We start from the raw sequence: 13518 nt of genomic DNA, 5'->3' as shown, positions 1-13518 counted from the left end.
GAGCTCAGCGGGCCGTTAGGCGTTTTGATCGAGAAACTGGTTCAGCTGAGACTTGGACTGTGCGCCTACCAGGGAGGCGACCTTGGTGCCGGACTTGAACAGCATCACCGTGGGGACGCCGCGTACGCCCTGCTCGGCGGCAATTTCCGGCGCGTCGTCGACGTTGACGCTGGCGACCTTGACGCTGCCGTCGCGCTCGTCGGCGACTTCGTCCACCACCGGTGCCATCACTTTGCAAGGGCCGCACCAGGGCGCCCAGAATTTCAGCAGTACCGGCTGCTCGGCGTTGAGCACTTCCTGTTCAAAATTGGCGTTGGTGACATCTACGTTGGACATTTTTCTCTCCCGTTTGCGTTGCGTTGGTGTGTCGTTGCCGTATCCAAGGCGACGACTTTCGGCGTATTTGCGACGCTATTCACCGCGCCAAGCCGGCAAATGTTAGCCGCCGCGGGGCAGGCTGGCAAATCATCGCCTGCCCCACGCCGCCGGCGCGCTTTGCAGCGGCGATATCGGCACAGCGCCGCGGCGCTGTTTTCTATAGGGTAAAAGTATTGGCGTAGCGTTTTTTATTCTATTTTATTAGTGTTGGCGCTAACCGTGTCAACGGGTTGCCATCAAGGGAAGCGTCAAAGGGAAGAGTCAGGGCCATGAAGCTACAGCAGCTACGCTATATCTGGGAAGTCAAGCGGCATCGTCTGAACGTATCGGCCACCGCGCAAAGTCTTTTCACCTCCCAGCCGGGGGTCTCCAAGCAGGTGCGCTTGCTGGAAGACGAGCTGGGCGTGGAAATTTTTGCCCGCAGCGGCAAGCATCTGACCCGGGTAACGCCGGCGGGTGAGGCCATTATCGAACTGGCCGGCCAGGTGCTGCGGCTGACGGAAAATATCAAGGACGTAGCCCAGGAGTACAGCAACGAGCGGCGCGGCAGCATGGCCATTGCCACCACGCACACTCAGGCGCGCTACGCGCTGCCGCCGGTGATTGCCGAGTTCACCCGTCAATATCCCGACGTGGCGCTGCATATGCAGCAGGGCACGCCCAAACAGATTGCGCAGATGGTCAGCGAAGGCCAGGCCGACTTTGCCATCGCCACCGAGTCGCTTGAGCTGTTTACCGATTTGATATTGCTGCCGTGCTATCGCTGGAACCGCTGCGTGCTGGTGCCCCGGGGCCACCCGCTGACGCGCCTGGGCGGTGCGCTGACGCTGGAGGCGCTGGCCGACTATGCGCTGGTGACCTACGTTTTTGGCTTTACCGGCCGCTCCCAGCTTGATGATGCCTTCAAGGCCTGCGGGCTTGAGCCCAACGTGGTTCTCACAGCGGCGGATGCCGATGTAATCAAGACCTATGTGCGCCTGGGGATGGGCGTGGGGATCGTGGCCGATATGGCGGTGGATGAAGCCCAGGACGATGACCTGGTAGCGCTCAAGGCCGATCACCTCTTTGAAAGCTCCACCACCAAGATCGGCATTCGCCGCGGCACGTTCATGCGCGGCTATATGTACGACTTTCTCGCCCGCTTTGCTCCGCACCTGGATCGCGATCTGGTGGACGCGGCGCTGGCGGCCGGGCCTCGCCATGAAAAAACGCTGTTTGACGATATTTGCCTGCCGGAATATTGAAGGCAAATCAAAGGCCGGTCGGCGCTATGGCGGCGTATGGTATGCCAGCGCGGCGACCAGGTGGCGAATCTTGTCCAGGGTTTCGGTGTACTCCGCGTGAAGGTCGGAATCGGCCACCAGGCCGCCGCCGCCCCAGACGCTGAGCGTTTCGCCGTCGGCGAGTACCGTGCGGATGGCAATGGAGGTATCCATGTGGCCGCGCGCGTCCACGTAGCCCAGGCTGCCGCAGTAGAGGCTGCGCTGGCAGGGTTCCAGCGCGTCGATGATCTGCATGGCGCGGATTTTCGGCGCGCCGGTAATCGAGCCGCCGGGAAAGGCGGCCTCCAGCAGGGCAAGCGGTGACGCGCCGGCCGCAAGCTCGCCTTGCACCACGCTGACCAGATGATGCACGTTGGGGTAGCTTTCCAGCCCGCAGAGCGCGGGTACGCGTACGCTTCCCGGCCGGCACACCCGGCCCAGATCGTTGCGCAGCAGATCCACAATCATCACGTTTTCGGCGCGGTCTTTCTCGCTTTGCAGCAGCGCCTGCGCCTGGGCGCGATCGTCTTCCGGCGTGGCTCCCCGAGGGCGGGTGCCCTTGATCGGACGGGTTTCCACCTGCCCGTTGCGCACGCGAATAAAGCGCTCGGGAGACAGCGACATCACGGCTTTATCGCCCCAGGCCATAAACGCTGAAAACGGCGTCGGTGTGGCCCGGCGCAGGCGGCAATAGGCGTCCCAGGCGTCGCCTCGGTAGCGGGCGGAAAGCCGCTGGGCGAGGTTGATCTGATAGCAGTCCCCGGCGCGAATGTAGTGCTGCACCCGGGCAAAGCGCTCGGCATAGTCGTCCTGGCTCATGTCGGGACGAAACGGCGCGACAAGGTGGAAATCTTCGCCGGCGCCTGCCGGCTGCTCCAGCCATTGCTGGACCTCCTCGGCGCGTGCCGGGGTGGCGGCAAGCCAGGCTTCGCGCCGCCGGTGATCCAGCACGATGGCCCAGTCGTAAAGCCCCAGGCGCGCGGCGGGGAGCGACGTCGCGGCGGGTTGGGCGCTGGCGATGCCGTGATGTTGGCAGCCCAGGTCATAGCCCCAGTAGCCCATAAGGCCGCCGAGAAAGGGCAGCTCGCTGTCGATATCCGGGGCGGGCAGCTGGGCCAGCAGCCAGGCCTGGGCGGCAAAGGCGTCGGTGAGCCCGTCGGGCAGCGCGGCCAGGGCGCTGTCATGGCGCTGCAGGTGCGGGTGGCCATCGGCGTTTACCTGCAGAGTGCCCAGCGGGTCGCAGCTCATGATGTCGTAGCGGCCGCGGGCCTGGAGGCGGCCGCTGTCGAGCAGTACGGCGCCCGGGCGCTGGCGCAGCCGGGCAAACAGCGCCAGCGGATCGTCGGCGTAAGGCAGCGGGGTCAGTGTCAACGGCGTGGTCATGGGAAAGCGTCGCCTTGCCAAAATGGGAGCGCCTTATTCTAGGGGCGTGCTGCCGGCCTTGCCAGCCGTCCGGCTCGATGTGAGGCGCGCCTCGGCGCCTACGCCTTTAGGGCAAGCGGGGCGCTCGCTGCTGGCTGGCTCGCTGAGTGGTCTGTAGTATCTGGGAGGTCTTTTCAGCGAGGATGACGCTTATGACCGCACCGACTCCCGGCGCTCGCTTTCGCGCAGCGCTTAACCGCAGTCACCCGCTGCCGATCCTCGGCACGATCAACGCCTATACCGCGCTGATGGCCGAGCGCGTCGGCCACCAGGCGATTTATCTGTCCGGCGGCGGGGTGGCCAACGCCTCGTTCGGCCTGCCGGATCTGGGCATAACCACCATGAACGACGTGGTGGAAGACGCCCGCCGTATCTGCGGCGCCACCGACCTGCCGCTGCTGGTGGACATCGATACCGGCTGGGGCGGCGCGTTCAACATCGCCCGCAGCGTCAAGGAGCTGCAGCGTGCCGGCGCGGCCGCTGTGCACCTGGAAGACCAGGTAGCGCAGAAACGCTGCGGCCACCGGCCCAACAAGGCGATCGTGTCCCAGGCGGAAATGGTCGACCGCATCAAGGCCGCCGCTGACGCGCGGCTCGATCCGGATTTTTTCCTTATTGCGCGCACCGACGCCTTTCAAAAAGAAGGGCGAGACGCCGCCATTGAACGTGCCAACGCCTGTGTGGCGGCCGGCGCGGACGCCATTTTTGCCGAGGCGGTACATACCCTTGACGACTATCGCGCCTTCTGCGAGCGCGTTGACGCGCCGATTTTGGCCAACATCACCGAGTTTGGCGCCACGCCGCTGTTTACCCAGGCCGAGCTGGGCGATGCGGGCTGCGCTATGGTGCTGTATCCGCTGTCGGCGTTTCGTGCGATGAACGCAGCGGCGCTCAACGTCTATCAAAGCATCATGGACAACGGCCACCAGCAAAACGTGGTGGCGAGCATGCAGACTCGCGACGAGCTTTACGACATGCTTGGCTATCACGCCTTTGAGCAAAAGCTCGATGCGCTGTTTGCCGGGCATGACGACAGGGACTGACGCGCACTTTTCGCGCTTTCTCAGCCTTGTTCCCCAACGTCGCTACTAGCAGGAGTACCATCATGGCAGAGCAAAAACTCAGCGGTGCCGGCCTGCGCGGCCAGAGTGCCGGCGAAACCGCGCTTTGCACCGTGGGCAAGTCCGGCTCGGGATTGACCTACCGCGGCTTTGACATTCAGACGCTGGCAGAGCATGCCCGTTTTGAAGAAGTCGCCTATCTGCTGCTCAAGGGCAAACTGCCCAGCCGCGCCGAGCTCGACGCCTACATCGCGCGGTTGAAAAGCCTGCGCGGGCTGCCCGATGCGCTGAAAACCGTACTTGAACAGATTCCCGCCGATGCCCATCCGATGGAGGTGATGCGTACCGGCGCCTCGATGCTGGGCAATCTGGAAACCGAGGAAAGTTTTGACGCCCAGCAGAACGTCGCGGATCGTCTTGTCGCCGCGCTGCCGTCGATCATTGCCTACTGGTACCGTTTCAGCCACGACGGTCAGCGTATCGATACCGCCACCGACGATGACTCCACCGGGGCACACTTTTTGCACCTGCTCCACGGTGAGGCGCCCAGCCGGCTGCATGCCGATGCCATGAACGTCTCGCTGATCCTCTACGCCGAGCACGAATTCAACGCCTCGACCTTCACCGCCCGGGTGTGCGCCTCGACGCTTTCAGACCTGTATTCCTGCGTTACCGGCGCCATCGGCAGCCTGCGCGGCCCGCTGCACGGCGGCGCCAACGAGGCCGCCATGGAAATGATCGAAGGCTTTGCCTCGCCCGACGACGCCGAGCGCGGCATGCTCGACAAGCTCGCGCGCAAGGAAAAGATCATGGGCTTTGGCCACGCCATCTACCGCGAGTCCGACCCGCGCAACGCTATCATCAAGCAGTGGGCAGAAAGGCTGGCCGACGACGTAGGCGACCGCGTGCTCTATCCCGTGTCGGTGCGCTGCGAAGAAGTCATGTGGCGGGAAAAAAAGCTGTTTTGCAACGCCGACTTTTTCCACGCCAGCGCCTATCACTTCATGGGGATTCCCACCAAGCTGTTCACGCCCATTTTTGTCATGGCCCGGGTGACCGGCTGGTGCGCTCACGTGTTTGAGCAGCGCGCTAACAACCGCATTATCCGTCCCAGCGCCGACTACACAGGCCCTGAGCACTGCGACTGGGTGCCCATCGATCAGCGCAACGGATAGCGCCCGTTTTCTCACCGGCCTGCGCTGCGCAGACACCCCGCAGCGCAGGGCCGGTTTGTTGAAGTACCAAGGAGATTTGCATGTCCGACGACAATCAGCGCCCCGACTATGATGCCGAACTGCAACGCATTGCCGACTACGTGCTGAGCGCACCGACGCCTTCAGCCGAGGCGTGGGAAACCGCCCGCTACTGCCTGATGGATACGCTGGGCTGCGGGCTTTTGGCGCTGCGCTTTCCGGAATGCACCAAGCATCTGGGCCCGCTGGTCCCCGGCACGCAGGTGCCCCACGGGGCCCGAGTACCGGGCACGCCGTTTTGCCTGGACCCGGTCAAGGCCGCGTTTGATATCGGCACGGCCGTTCGCTGGCTGGACTACAACGACACCTGGCTTGCCGCCGAGTGGGGCCACCCGTCGGACAACCTGGGGGCGATTCTCGCCGTGGCCGACCACCTGTCCCAGCAGCGCACGGCCCGGGGCGAGGCGCCGCTGACCATGGACGCGGTGCTGCAGGCGATGATCATGGCCCATGAAATCCAGGGCGTGCTGGCGCTGGACAACAGCTTCAACCGCGTGGGGCTGGATCACGTGGTGCTGGTCAAGGTGGCCTCAACGGCGGTTTCGGCATGGCTGATGGGCGCGGACCGCGAGCAGCTGCTTTCCGCGCTGTCCCACGCCTTTGTCGACGGCCAGAGCCTGCGCACCTACCGGCATGCACCCAACGCCGGTTCGCGCAAGAGCTGGGCGGCGGGGGATGCTGCCTCTCGGGGCGTGCGCCTGGCGGATATGGCCCTGCGCGGCGAGATGGGCATTCCCGGCGCGCTGAGCGCACCGCAGTGGGGCTTTTACGACGTAGCGTTCAGCCATACCAACCGGGATTTGGCCACCAAGCCGGAAGGCGAGCGTCGCTTCAGCTTCCAGCGCGAGCTTGGCTGCCATGTGATGGAAAACGTGCTGTTCAAGATTGCCTTTCCCGCCGAGTTTCACGCCCAGACCGCCTGTGAGGCGGCCATGACGCTGCACCCGGACGTTGCCGGCCGGCTCGACGAGATCGAACGCATCGAGCTTGTCACCCACGAGTCGGCCGTTCGCATCATTGCCAAGAGCGGGCCTTTGGCCAACCCCGCCGACCGCGACCACTGCCTGCAGTACATGGTGGCCGTGCCGCTGATTTTCGGCGCGCTTGAGGCCGAGCACTACGAAGACGACTTTCACGCCGCCCATCCGGAAATTGACCGGCTGCGCGAGCGCATGCAGGTGGTCGAGGAGCCGCGCTATTCCGCGGACTATCTTGATCCCGACAAGCGCTCCATCGCCAACGCCGTTCAGGTGTTTTTCACCGACGGCAGCCGTAGCGAAAAAGTTGAGGTGGAATATCCCGTCGGCCATCGCCGCCGGCGAGAAGAGGGCATTCCTTTGCTGGTCGAAAAATTCACTCGCCATCTGGCCACGCGCTTTCCGCCTCGTCAGGCAGACGCCATTTTGGCCCAGTGCGAAAGCACCGGCGCGCTGGAAGGCACGCCGGTGCATCGGTTCATGGATCAGTGGCGGATATAAAGGAAGTTAAAATTCGATTTCGTCGCGAATCTTGTCCACTGTGACAGCGCCGATGCCGCTGACGCGCGTCAGGTCGTCGGCGCTTTCAAAATCACCGTTGGCCTCGCGTTCCTTGATCAGCGCTTCGGCGCGGCTGGGGCCGATACCCGGCAGCTCGCCGAGCAGCGCAGCGTCGGCGGTGTTGACGTTAATCGGCGCGACCTGCTGTGCGACGGCGCCGCCGGAAAGGCCAAGCGTGCAGCTGAGCAGCAGGGCAGCGGTGAGTCCTTTAAGCGTCATGTTGATCCTCCATGAAAAGCGATGCGAGCGGCGTGCCGGGCAAAAAAAGCACCGGCTTCTATAAGCTAGTCGGTTGTTGGCCGGCGGGTGTACGTAATGCTTGCCTTTTTTGTACGACATCCGCTACAGGTATTGTTCGTTATGGCATACAGGCTTTTTCGGCCGATCGGGGCTGATATACTGGCGAACACGCCGACACTCTTTTTCGGGATTTTTCGGGAGCTACCACGTGACCACGTCATCCCCGCTGATTATCGCTCTGGACTACCCCTCGCTGGATGCCGCGCTGTGCATGGCCGATCAGCTCGATCCTGCTCGCTGTCGGCTAAAAGTCGGTAAAGAGCTTTTCACTCGCAGCGGTCCGGCCGTGCTGGAAGCGCTGCACGGGCGAGGCTTCGAGGTGTTTCTGGATCTTAAATTTCACGATATTCCCAACACTGTAGCCGGCGCGGTGCAGGCGGCGGCGGAGCAGGGCGTATGGATGGTCAACGTGCATGCCGGCGGCGGGCGTCGGATGATGCAAGCCGCCGCCGAGCGCCTGGCTGCTCATCGCCTGGCAACACGCTTGATTGCAGTTACGGTGCTGACCAGTATGGACGCCGCCGATCTGGCCGAGACGGGCATTAAAGTGCCGCTCGATGAGCAGGTGCAGCGGCTGGCCCGGCTGGCCCGTGACAGCGGCATGAGCGGGGTGGTGTGCTCGGCACGGGAAGCCGGCATGCTCGCTGCCAGCTGCGGGGCAGATTTCATGAAGGTAACCCCGGGCATTCGGCCACGCTTCGCGGCTGCCGACGATCAGCAGCGCATCATGACGCCGCGCGCTGCCCTTCAGGCGGGCAGTACGCACCTGGTGGTGGGGCGTCCGGTGACCCAGGCGGCAGATCCCATGGGCGCGCTTGACGCCATCGAGGCGGAGCTTTCGGTATAGCAACGGCGCGATCCGCTATTCCCCGTCAACGCCAATAATCGGCTTGACGCTGCCCCACTGGCGGCAGCTGGGGCACTGCCAGATGAGCATGTCACCGCTAAAGCCGCAGCGCTGGCAGCGATAGCGCGGGCGGTTTTCCAGCAGTGCGCGGGTGTGTCGCTTGAGTAGAAACAGCCGCGAATCCGGCGTTTGCCGTTGGCTTTGGCGCTGGCTTTCCATGTAAAGATCCAGCAGATAATCCAGCCCGCCAAGGCTTGGAGATGCCTCCAGGCGCTCGCCGGTCTGTTCGATGGCGCGCTCTACCCCGTCATGCCGGTGGGTCATTTCGCCCAGGCGGACAATTACGCTGGTGTAGGGTGCATCCGGCAAGAGCTCAAGGAGGTGGCGGGTAAAGCCGGCGTCGTCGCCGGCGTAGCGGTAGGCCCGCTGCAGCGCCGGTAGCATGGTGGGAATGTGGGCCTGGTCCTGCTCGGCGATCCGACCCAGCCGGGCAATAGCGTTGGCATAGCGGCCGTTGTCCATTGCCAGCTCGGCAAGCATCAAATTGGCGCGCACGCACTGCGGGTCCAGCTGCAGGGCTTTTTTGAGCCGGCGCTTGGCCAGCGAACGGCTGGCCTGAGTCATATCGTCAGCGGCCAGTTCGCACTGCCAGTGAGCGGCGGCGACCTGAATATCGGCTTGCTGCTCCAGCAGCGGCTGGATGATATCCAGCGCGCTTTGCCAGTCTTTTTCGCGCTCGAACAGGTCAATCAGCAGGCGCCTGGCCGCCATTCGGTGCGTCTGGTGCTGGCTATCGGCATCGGTTTGCTGCAATAGCCGCTGAGCGCGGTCGTGCAGGCCCAGCGCCATGAAATCCTGTGCCAGCTCCAGCTGCACCTGTTCGTTCTGCCATGCCGAAAGCGACGGGCGGGCGAGCAGGTTTTGATGAATATTAACGGCTTTATCGGCTTCGCCGCGGGTGCGAAAGAGCTTGCCCAGGGTGATGTGGGTGTCAACGGTATCGCTGTTGACCTCCAGGGCGTGAATGAAGGTGTTGATGGCTTTGTCGGGCTTTTCATCCAGTAGATAGTTGAGCCCGACGAAATAGTCACGCGAAAGCGATCTTGAAGGAGGCGCCGGGGAAGGGGTAATGCGGCGTGACGCCTGGCGATACCCCAGCCCGAAGCCGATGGCAATGGCGGCTACCAGCACGCCCAGCAGCACGGCATCCAGCATTCAGGTCGCATCCGTCATTCAGGCGAGTTCCTTCATCTCCCCGGTGCGCAGGCGGTCGAGCTCCTTGCGCTGCTGTTTATTGTGGCGCTGGGCGCCGGCCAGCCGAGCCTTGAGCCGCACGTAGACGCCAAGCATGGCCAGCATGCCGATGACCACGCCGGCGGTAAGCGTTGCCAGCAGCCAGACCGAAAGCGACACGGGCGGCAGCTCTAGCCAGATAAGGTTGAGTGCTACGGTTTGTTGGTTGTTGACGGCGAAAAGAATGCCGACCAGCAATACCACCAGCAGAATGGCAGCAAGCAAAAGCCCTTTGATCCAGCGCATGATGAGTGTCCTGATTGGTAGCGTATCCAGTGCCCTATTGTGTATGAGTCTGGGCGCTGCGTCACCCCGCAAACGGCTGTTATGTGTCCGCGTTGTCGGGGGTCAATAGCCTTGGGTGCGGCTTGCGTCGACCTGTTCGCGCAGCTCCTTGCCGGGCTTGAAGTGCGGTACGTACTTGCCGTTGAGCTCTACCGGATCGCCGGTTTTGGGATTGCGGCCGGTGCGCGGCTCACGATAGTGCAGCGAGAAGCTGCCAAAGCCGCGTATTTCCACGCGGCTGCCGCTGGCCAGGGTGTCGGTAATATCGTCCATTATCAAACGCACGGCCGTTTCTGCCTCCTTGAGCGACAGCTCTGGCTTGCGCATTGCAATCTGTTCGATCAGCTCTGATTTTGTCATTGATGGGCTCCATGCAGCGACGAACAAAGCGCCGGCGATAAACGCAGAAGCCGGCCGCCGCGGCGCCTTGGTGTAGGGCAGGGTTCAGCATACTGCGACACTGTGGAGAAAACAATTCAGCGAAAACAAGCGACTAGCCTGTAGCGTCAACGGCTGCAGCATAGCCGGGACGCAACACTATCGCGAACCTGTGTGTGCGCTATACTGCGGTTTCCTTTCATCGACGCAAAGAGGCTAACGTTGAACGACGATACTTCCCCCGAGGCTATCCAGCGCAAACGCCTGTATTGGCACTCTCGCCGCGGCATGTGGGAGCTGGACCTGCTGCTGATTCCGTTTCTGGAGCGGTGCTACGACACGCTGAGCCCCGACGATCAGGCCGCTTACCGGCAGCTGATCACCGAAGAGGATCAGGATCTGTTTGGTTGGCTGATGCGCCGGGAGTGGCCGGAAGATGCCGCGCGTCGGCGTATTGTCAAAATGATTGTAGCGCATGCAGAAAGCCTCGATAACGCTGCCTATCGCGGCCTCTAATGCGGGCTGCGTTGCGCATGCGCTGCTGGCGGGCGTGGCGGGCTGGCTTTTCGGTGTGAGCGTGGGGCTGGCAGCGGCAGGGCTTTGGTGCGCGCTTAGCGGCATCTGGCTGTGGCGCGCGCGCCGGCAAGCGCCTCGGGGAGCGCTGGAAGTCAGCGTTGACGAGGCGGGAATTATGGGGCGCTTTCTGCCCGAACCCGGCAGCAGCGAGGCCGCCTCGGCCGGTCTGTCTGACGCCTGGGTGCCGCTTCACTGTGACTATCTGGGGCCGTGGCTTGCCGGCCTTTGGCTGGGTGGCAAAAGGCTTTGGCTATGGCCGGACAGCGCGCCTGCCGAGGCGCGGCGCCGGCTGCGCTGCACGTTTCACCGGCCGGGCCGCTAGGCCGGTTAGCGGCGAGGCTGGCCGGCGCTCAGATCGGCCAAAGTGAGCGTTGAAGGCGTCGCGGTTGAGGCGTGTTCGGGCCAGTCGGTGCTGAAATGCAGGCCGCGCGATTCGCGGCGTTGCCCGGCAGCATGGACGGTCAGCTGTGCCAGGCTCAGCGCCTGCCACAGCCGTCGGCTTGCAGGGTGATCAAGGGCAGGGCTGTGCTTTTGCAGCTCGGCCTGCGCTTCGCCAAGGGTCGCAGCCGCGCGGCTGAGCCCGGCTTGGCTGCGCACAATTGATACGTCTTGGCTCATGGCCCGGCGCATGGTGTTGCGCAGCCGATTCAGTGCCGGTAGGTCAACGTCGGCCTTCGGGTTGAGCGCTGAGAAATCGCTCATTGTGGCAGGTGGAGGCAGCGGCGTTGATACAATGCGTCGGGCGCAGCTGCGGGCAAATACCAGGCATTCCAGCAGAGAGTTGCTGGCCATACGGTTGGCGCCGTGAAGGCCGGTGCAGGCCGTCTCCCCCACGGCGTACAGGCCGGTAACGCCGGTCGCGCCGGCCAGGTCAGTGGCAACGCCGCCGCAGCTGTAATGGGCTGCCGGCACCACGGGAATTGGCCGGCGAATGACGTCAATGCCTCGCTGGCGGCAGTGGGCCACGATAGTGGGGAAATGCCGGCGAACGGCATCGGCGCCGAGGTGGCCAACGTCCAGCCAGACATGGCCGCTTGTGCCGCGCTGTATTTCGGCGTCGATGGCACGGGCAACCACGTCTCGGGGAGCAAGCTCTGCGCGCGAATCCACGGCGGGCATGAAGCGCTCGCCGGCCTCGTTTAACAGCCGGCCGCCTTCGCCGCGTACGGCTTCGCTGATCAGAAACGCCGGGCCGTCGGGATCGTAAAGGCCGGTCGGGTGAAACTGCTGGAATTCCAGATTGGACAGGCGTGCGCCCAGCGTAGCGGCCATCATCATGCCGTGACCGCTGGCCGGATCGGGCGCGGTAGTATGGGCGTAGAGTCCGCTGGCGCCGCCGGTCGCCAGAACCGTATGCGGGGCCATGATGCGCTGTACGCGGCCCGCATCGTCGATGCCCCAGGCTCCCTGGCAGGCGCCGTCACGGCTTTGAATCAGATCCGTGACGCGAACGTCGGTCAGCACTCGAATGCCGGTGTGCCGGGCGATGCGGCCGTTGAGGGCCTCAACAACGGCACGCCCGGTGGCGTCGTCGGCATGAATGATGCGGCGAGCGCTGTGCCCGCCTTCCCGGGTAAGGTGGTAGGGGTAGCGCGCGCCGGGGCTGCTGTCCGGGGTGAACGCTACGCCGCATTCCAATAGCCAGTCGATGGCGCGCGGGCCGTTTTCCACGGTAAAGCGCACGGCCGCGGGGTCGCACAGACCGTCCCCTGCGGCCAGGGTGTCGTTGATGTGGGCGGCAAAATCGTCATCCGGTGCCAAAACGGCGGCGATGCCTCCCTGGGCCCAGCGGCTGGCGCCGGCAGCGGGTTTGATCAGCGTAACGTCGCAGTGATCCGCCAGCTGCAGGGCCAGCGTCAGCCCGGCGACGCCGCCGCCAATAATCAGCGCGTCGGTGGATGCGGTCGTTGAATGGGGTGCGTTCATGGGCGGTTCCTTCTTCAACAACCGGCCGTTGTCAGGGCTGTGACGCAAAAGGCAACGTCTATGCCGGCGTCGGGATGCCGCGGAAGAGGGAATACGCTGTGAACTGGTGCCCGGAGCCGGACTTGAACCGGCACGCCATTAGGCAAGCGATTTTAAGTCGCTAGTGTCTACCCATTCCACCATCCGGGCGTGATATAGCAAATACGGGGGAGATTACAAAGGAGTGGAGGCTGGAGTCGGAATCGAACCGGCGTTAACGGAGTTGCAGTCCGCTGCATCACCACTCTGCCATCCAGCCTCAAGTCGTTGGAGCGGGAAAGGAGATTCGAACTCCCGACCCTCGCCTTGGCAAGGCGATGCTCTACCGCTGAGCTATTCCCGCTCGACTCGCTGGCGAATTATACGCAGGATTTTAGCCGTGTCAACGACTAGCGTTGCTATCTTGTGTTTTACATGGACCGGCGCAGGTGCGGCCAGGCGGCCTTGAGGTACTGCATCATGGACCACAGCGTCAGCAAGGCGGCGCTATACAGCGTGAGAATGCCCAGCGTTGCCATCAGGTGGCCGGTGGGAAAGCCCAGCAGTATGAGAATGGCGATCATCTGCAGCGTGGTTTTCAGCTTGCCGACCCAGGACACGGCCACCGCGCCGCGTTTGCCCATTTCTGCCATCCATTCGCGCAGAGCGGATATCACGATTTCGCGGCCGATAATGACCAGCGCGGGCAGGGTAAGCGCCCAGGTATCAAAGCGTTCGATCAGCAGCGCCAGTGCAACCGCCACCATCAGTTTGTCAGCGACCGGATCAAGAAAAGCGCCGAAAGGGGTCGACTGGTTCCAGCGGCGAGCCAGGTAGCCGTCCAGCCAGTCGGTAACGGCGGCCAGCGCAAAGAAGGCCGCAGCGGCGGGCATGCTCCACTCAAACGGCAGATAGAACAGCACAACCAGTAGCGGAATGAAAACGATGCGGGCGAGCGTAAGAATGTTGGGTATGTTCATC

The 13518-nt window shown here is 63.5% G+C and carries 15 protein-coding genes and 3 tRNA genes; 7 read left to right on the top strand and 11 right to left on the bottom strand.

What is annotated here, in order from left to right:
* Positions 1 to 15: 15 nt before the first annotated feature.
* Positions 16 to 336, bottom strand: coding sequence for a thioredoxin (trxA, locus tag ACZ415_RS00185; RefSeq protein ID WP_344703011.1), 321 nt, complete (start codon positions 334 to 336; stop codon positions 16 to 18).
* A gap of 311 nt (positions 337 to 647) precedes the next feature.
* Between trxA and cysB the strand changes: the two genes are divergently transcribed.
* A complete protein-coding gene (cysB, locus tag ACZ415_RS00180; protein ID WP_344703013.1) occupies positions 648 to 1622 on the top strand; it encodes an HTH-type transcriptional regulator CysB in 975 nt (324 codons plus the stop codon).
* Positions 1623 to 1646: 24 nt separating this feature from the next.
* On the opposite strand, the gene pabB is transcribed toward cysB, so the two are convergent.
* The gene (pabB, locus tag ACZ415_RS00175; RefSeq protein ID WP_344703015.1) at positions 1647 to 3023 is read right to left on the bottom strand and encodes an aminodeoxychorismate synthase component I; all 1377 of its coding nucleotides are present in this window, start codon (positions 3021 to 3023) and stop codon (positions 1647 to 1649) included.
* A 191-nt stretch (positions 3024 to 3214) separates the two neighbouring features.
* On the opposite strand from pabB, the gene prpB reads away from it, so the two are divergent.
* The 3 genes from prpB to ACZ415_RS00160 all read left to right on the top strand — a co-directional run bounded on the left by prpB (position 3215) and on the right by ACZ415_RS00160 (position 6854).
* The gene (gene prpB / locus ACZ415_RS00170; protein WP_344703017.1) at positions 3215 to 4105 is read left to right on the top strand and encodes a methylisocitrate lyase; all 891 of its coding nucleotides are present in this window, start codon (positions 3215 to 3217) and stop codon (positions 4103 to 4105) included.
* 62 nt (positions 4106 to 4167) lie between these two features.
* Positions 4168 to 5298, top strand: coding sequence for a bifunctional 2-methylcitrate synthase/citrate synthase (gene prpC / locus ACZ415_RS00165; protein ID WP_344703019.1), 1131 nt, complete (start codon positions 4168 to 4170; stop codon positions 5296 to 5298).
* 80 nt (positions 5299 to 5378) lie between these two features.
* Positions 5379 to 6854, top strand: a complete 1476-nt coding sequence (locus ACZ415_RS00160) for a bifunctional 2-methylcitrate dehydratase/aconitate hydratase (RefSeq protein WP_344703021.1) — start codon at positions 5379 to 5381, stop codon at positions 6852 to 6854.
* A 6-nt stretch (positions 6855 to 6860) separates the two neighbouring features.
* Here ACZ415_RS00160 and ACZ415_RS00155 read toward each other — a convergent pair whose 3' ends face one another.
* Positions 6861 to 7139 carry a ComEA family DNA-binding protein gene (locus ACZ415_RS00155; protein ID WP_344703099.1) on the bottom strand — a complete coding sequence of 93 codons (279 nt, stop codon included), beginning with the start codon at positions 7137 to 7139 and terminating at the stop codon, positions 6861 to 6863.
* Between the two features lie 223 nt (positions 7140 to 7362).
* Between ACZ415_RS00155 and pyrF the strand changes: the two genes are divergently transcribed.
* Positions 7363 to 8061, top strand: coding sequence for an orotidine-5'-phosphate decarboxylase (gene pyrF, locus ACZ415_RS00150; RefSeq protein ID WP_344703023.1), 699 nt, complete (start codon positions 7363 to 7365; stop codon positions 8059 to 8061).
* A 15-nt stretch (positions 8062 to 8076) separates the two neighbouring features.
* Here pyrF and lapB read toward each other — a convergent pair whose 3' ends face one another.
* The 3 genes from lapB to ACZ415_RS00135 form a co-directional block, all read right to left on the bottom strand.
* On the bottom strand, positions 8077 to 9276 hold the full coding sequence (gene lapB, locus ACZ415_RS00145; RefSeq protein ID WP_344703025.1) for a lipopolysaccharide assembly protein LapB: 1200 nt from the start codon (positions 9274 to 9276) through the stop codon (positions 8077 to 8079).
* Between the two features lie 18 nt (positions 9277 to 9294).
* Entirely contained in the window at positions 9295 to 9600 is a 306-nt protein-coding gene (locus ACZ415_RS00140; RefSeq protein WP_344703027.1) for a LapA family protein, read from the bottom strand.
* A gap of 102 nt (positions 9601 to 9702) precedes the next feature.
* The gene (locus ACZ415_RS00135; RefSeq protein ID WP_344703029.1) at positions 9703 to 9999 is read right to left on the bottom strand and encodes an integration host factor subunit beta; all 297 of its coding nucleotides are present in this window, start codon (positions 9997 to 9999) and stop codon (positions 9703 to 9705) included.
* Between the two features lie 240 nt (positions 10000 to 10239).
* Here ACZ415_RS00135 and ACZ415_RS00130 point away from each other — a divergent pair, with 240 nt between their 5' ends.
* Both ACZ415_RS00130 and ACZ415_RS00125 read left to right on the top strand, forming a co-directional pair.
* Positions 10240 to 10533 (top strand): FAD assembly factor SdhE, encoded by a 294-nt coding sequence (locus tag ACZ415_RS00130; protein WP_344703031.1) that lies wholly within the window; start codon positions 10240 to 10242, stop codon positions 10531 to 10533.
* Positions 10493 to 10915 (top strand): hypothetical protein, encoded by a 423-nt coding sequence (locus ACZ415_RS00125; protein WP_344703033.1) that lies wholly within the window; start codon positions 10493 to 10495, stop codon positions 10913 to 10915. Before ACZ415_RS00130 ends, ACZ415_RS00125 begins: the two co-directional genes overlap by 41 nt.
* A gap of 5 nt (positions 10916 to 10920) precedes the next feature.
* Here the strand turns inward: ACZ415_RS00125 and nadB are convergent, their stop codons facing one another.
* The 5 genes from nadB to pgsA form a co-directional block, all read right to left on the bottom strand.
* Complete coding sequence (nadB, locus tag ACZ415_RS00120; RefSeq protein WP_344703035.1) at positions 10921 to 12519, bottom strand: L-aspartate oxidase; 1599 nt, start codon at positions 12517 to 12519, stop codon at positions 10921 to 10923.
* A gap of 104 nt (positions 12520 to 12623) precedes the next feature.
* Positions 12624 to 12708, bottom strand: a tRNA-Leu gene (locus tag ACZ415_RS00115).
* 35 nt (positions 12709 to 12743) lie between these two features.
* Positions 12744 to 12817: transfer RNA gene (locus ACZ415_RS00110), tRNA-Cys, on the bottom strand.
* A gap of 9 nt (positions 12818 to 12826) precedes the next feature.
* Positions 12827 to 12901 (bottom strand) — tRNA-Gly (locus ACZ415_RS00105).
* A 67-nt stretch (positions 12902 to 12968) separates the two neighbouring features.
* Entirely contained in the window at positions 12969 to 13517 is a 549-nt protein-coding gene (gene pgsA, locus ACZ415_RS00100; protein WP_344703037.1) for a CDP-diacylglycerol--glycerol-3-phosphate 3-phosphatidyltransferase, read from the bottom strand.
* Position 13518 lies beyond the last annotated feature (1 nt).

The organism is Halomonas cibimaris (assembly GCF_055379665.1).
This window is presented reverse-complemented; position numbering and strand designations above follow the sequence as displayed.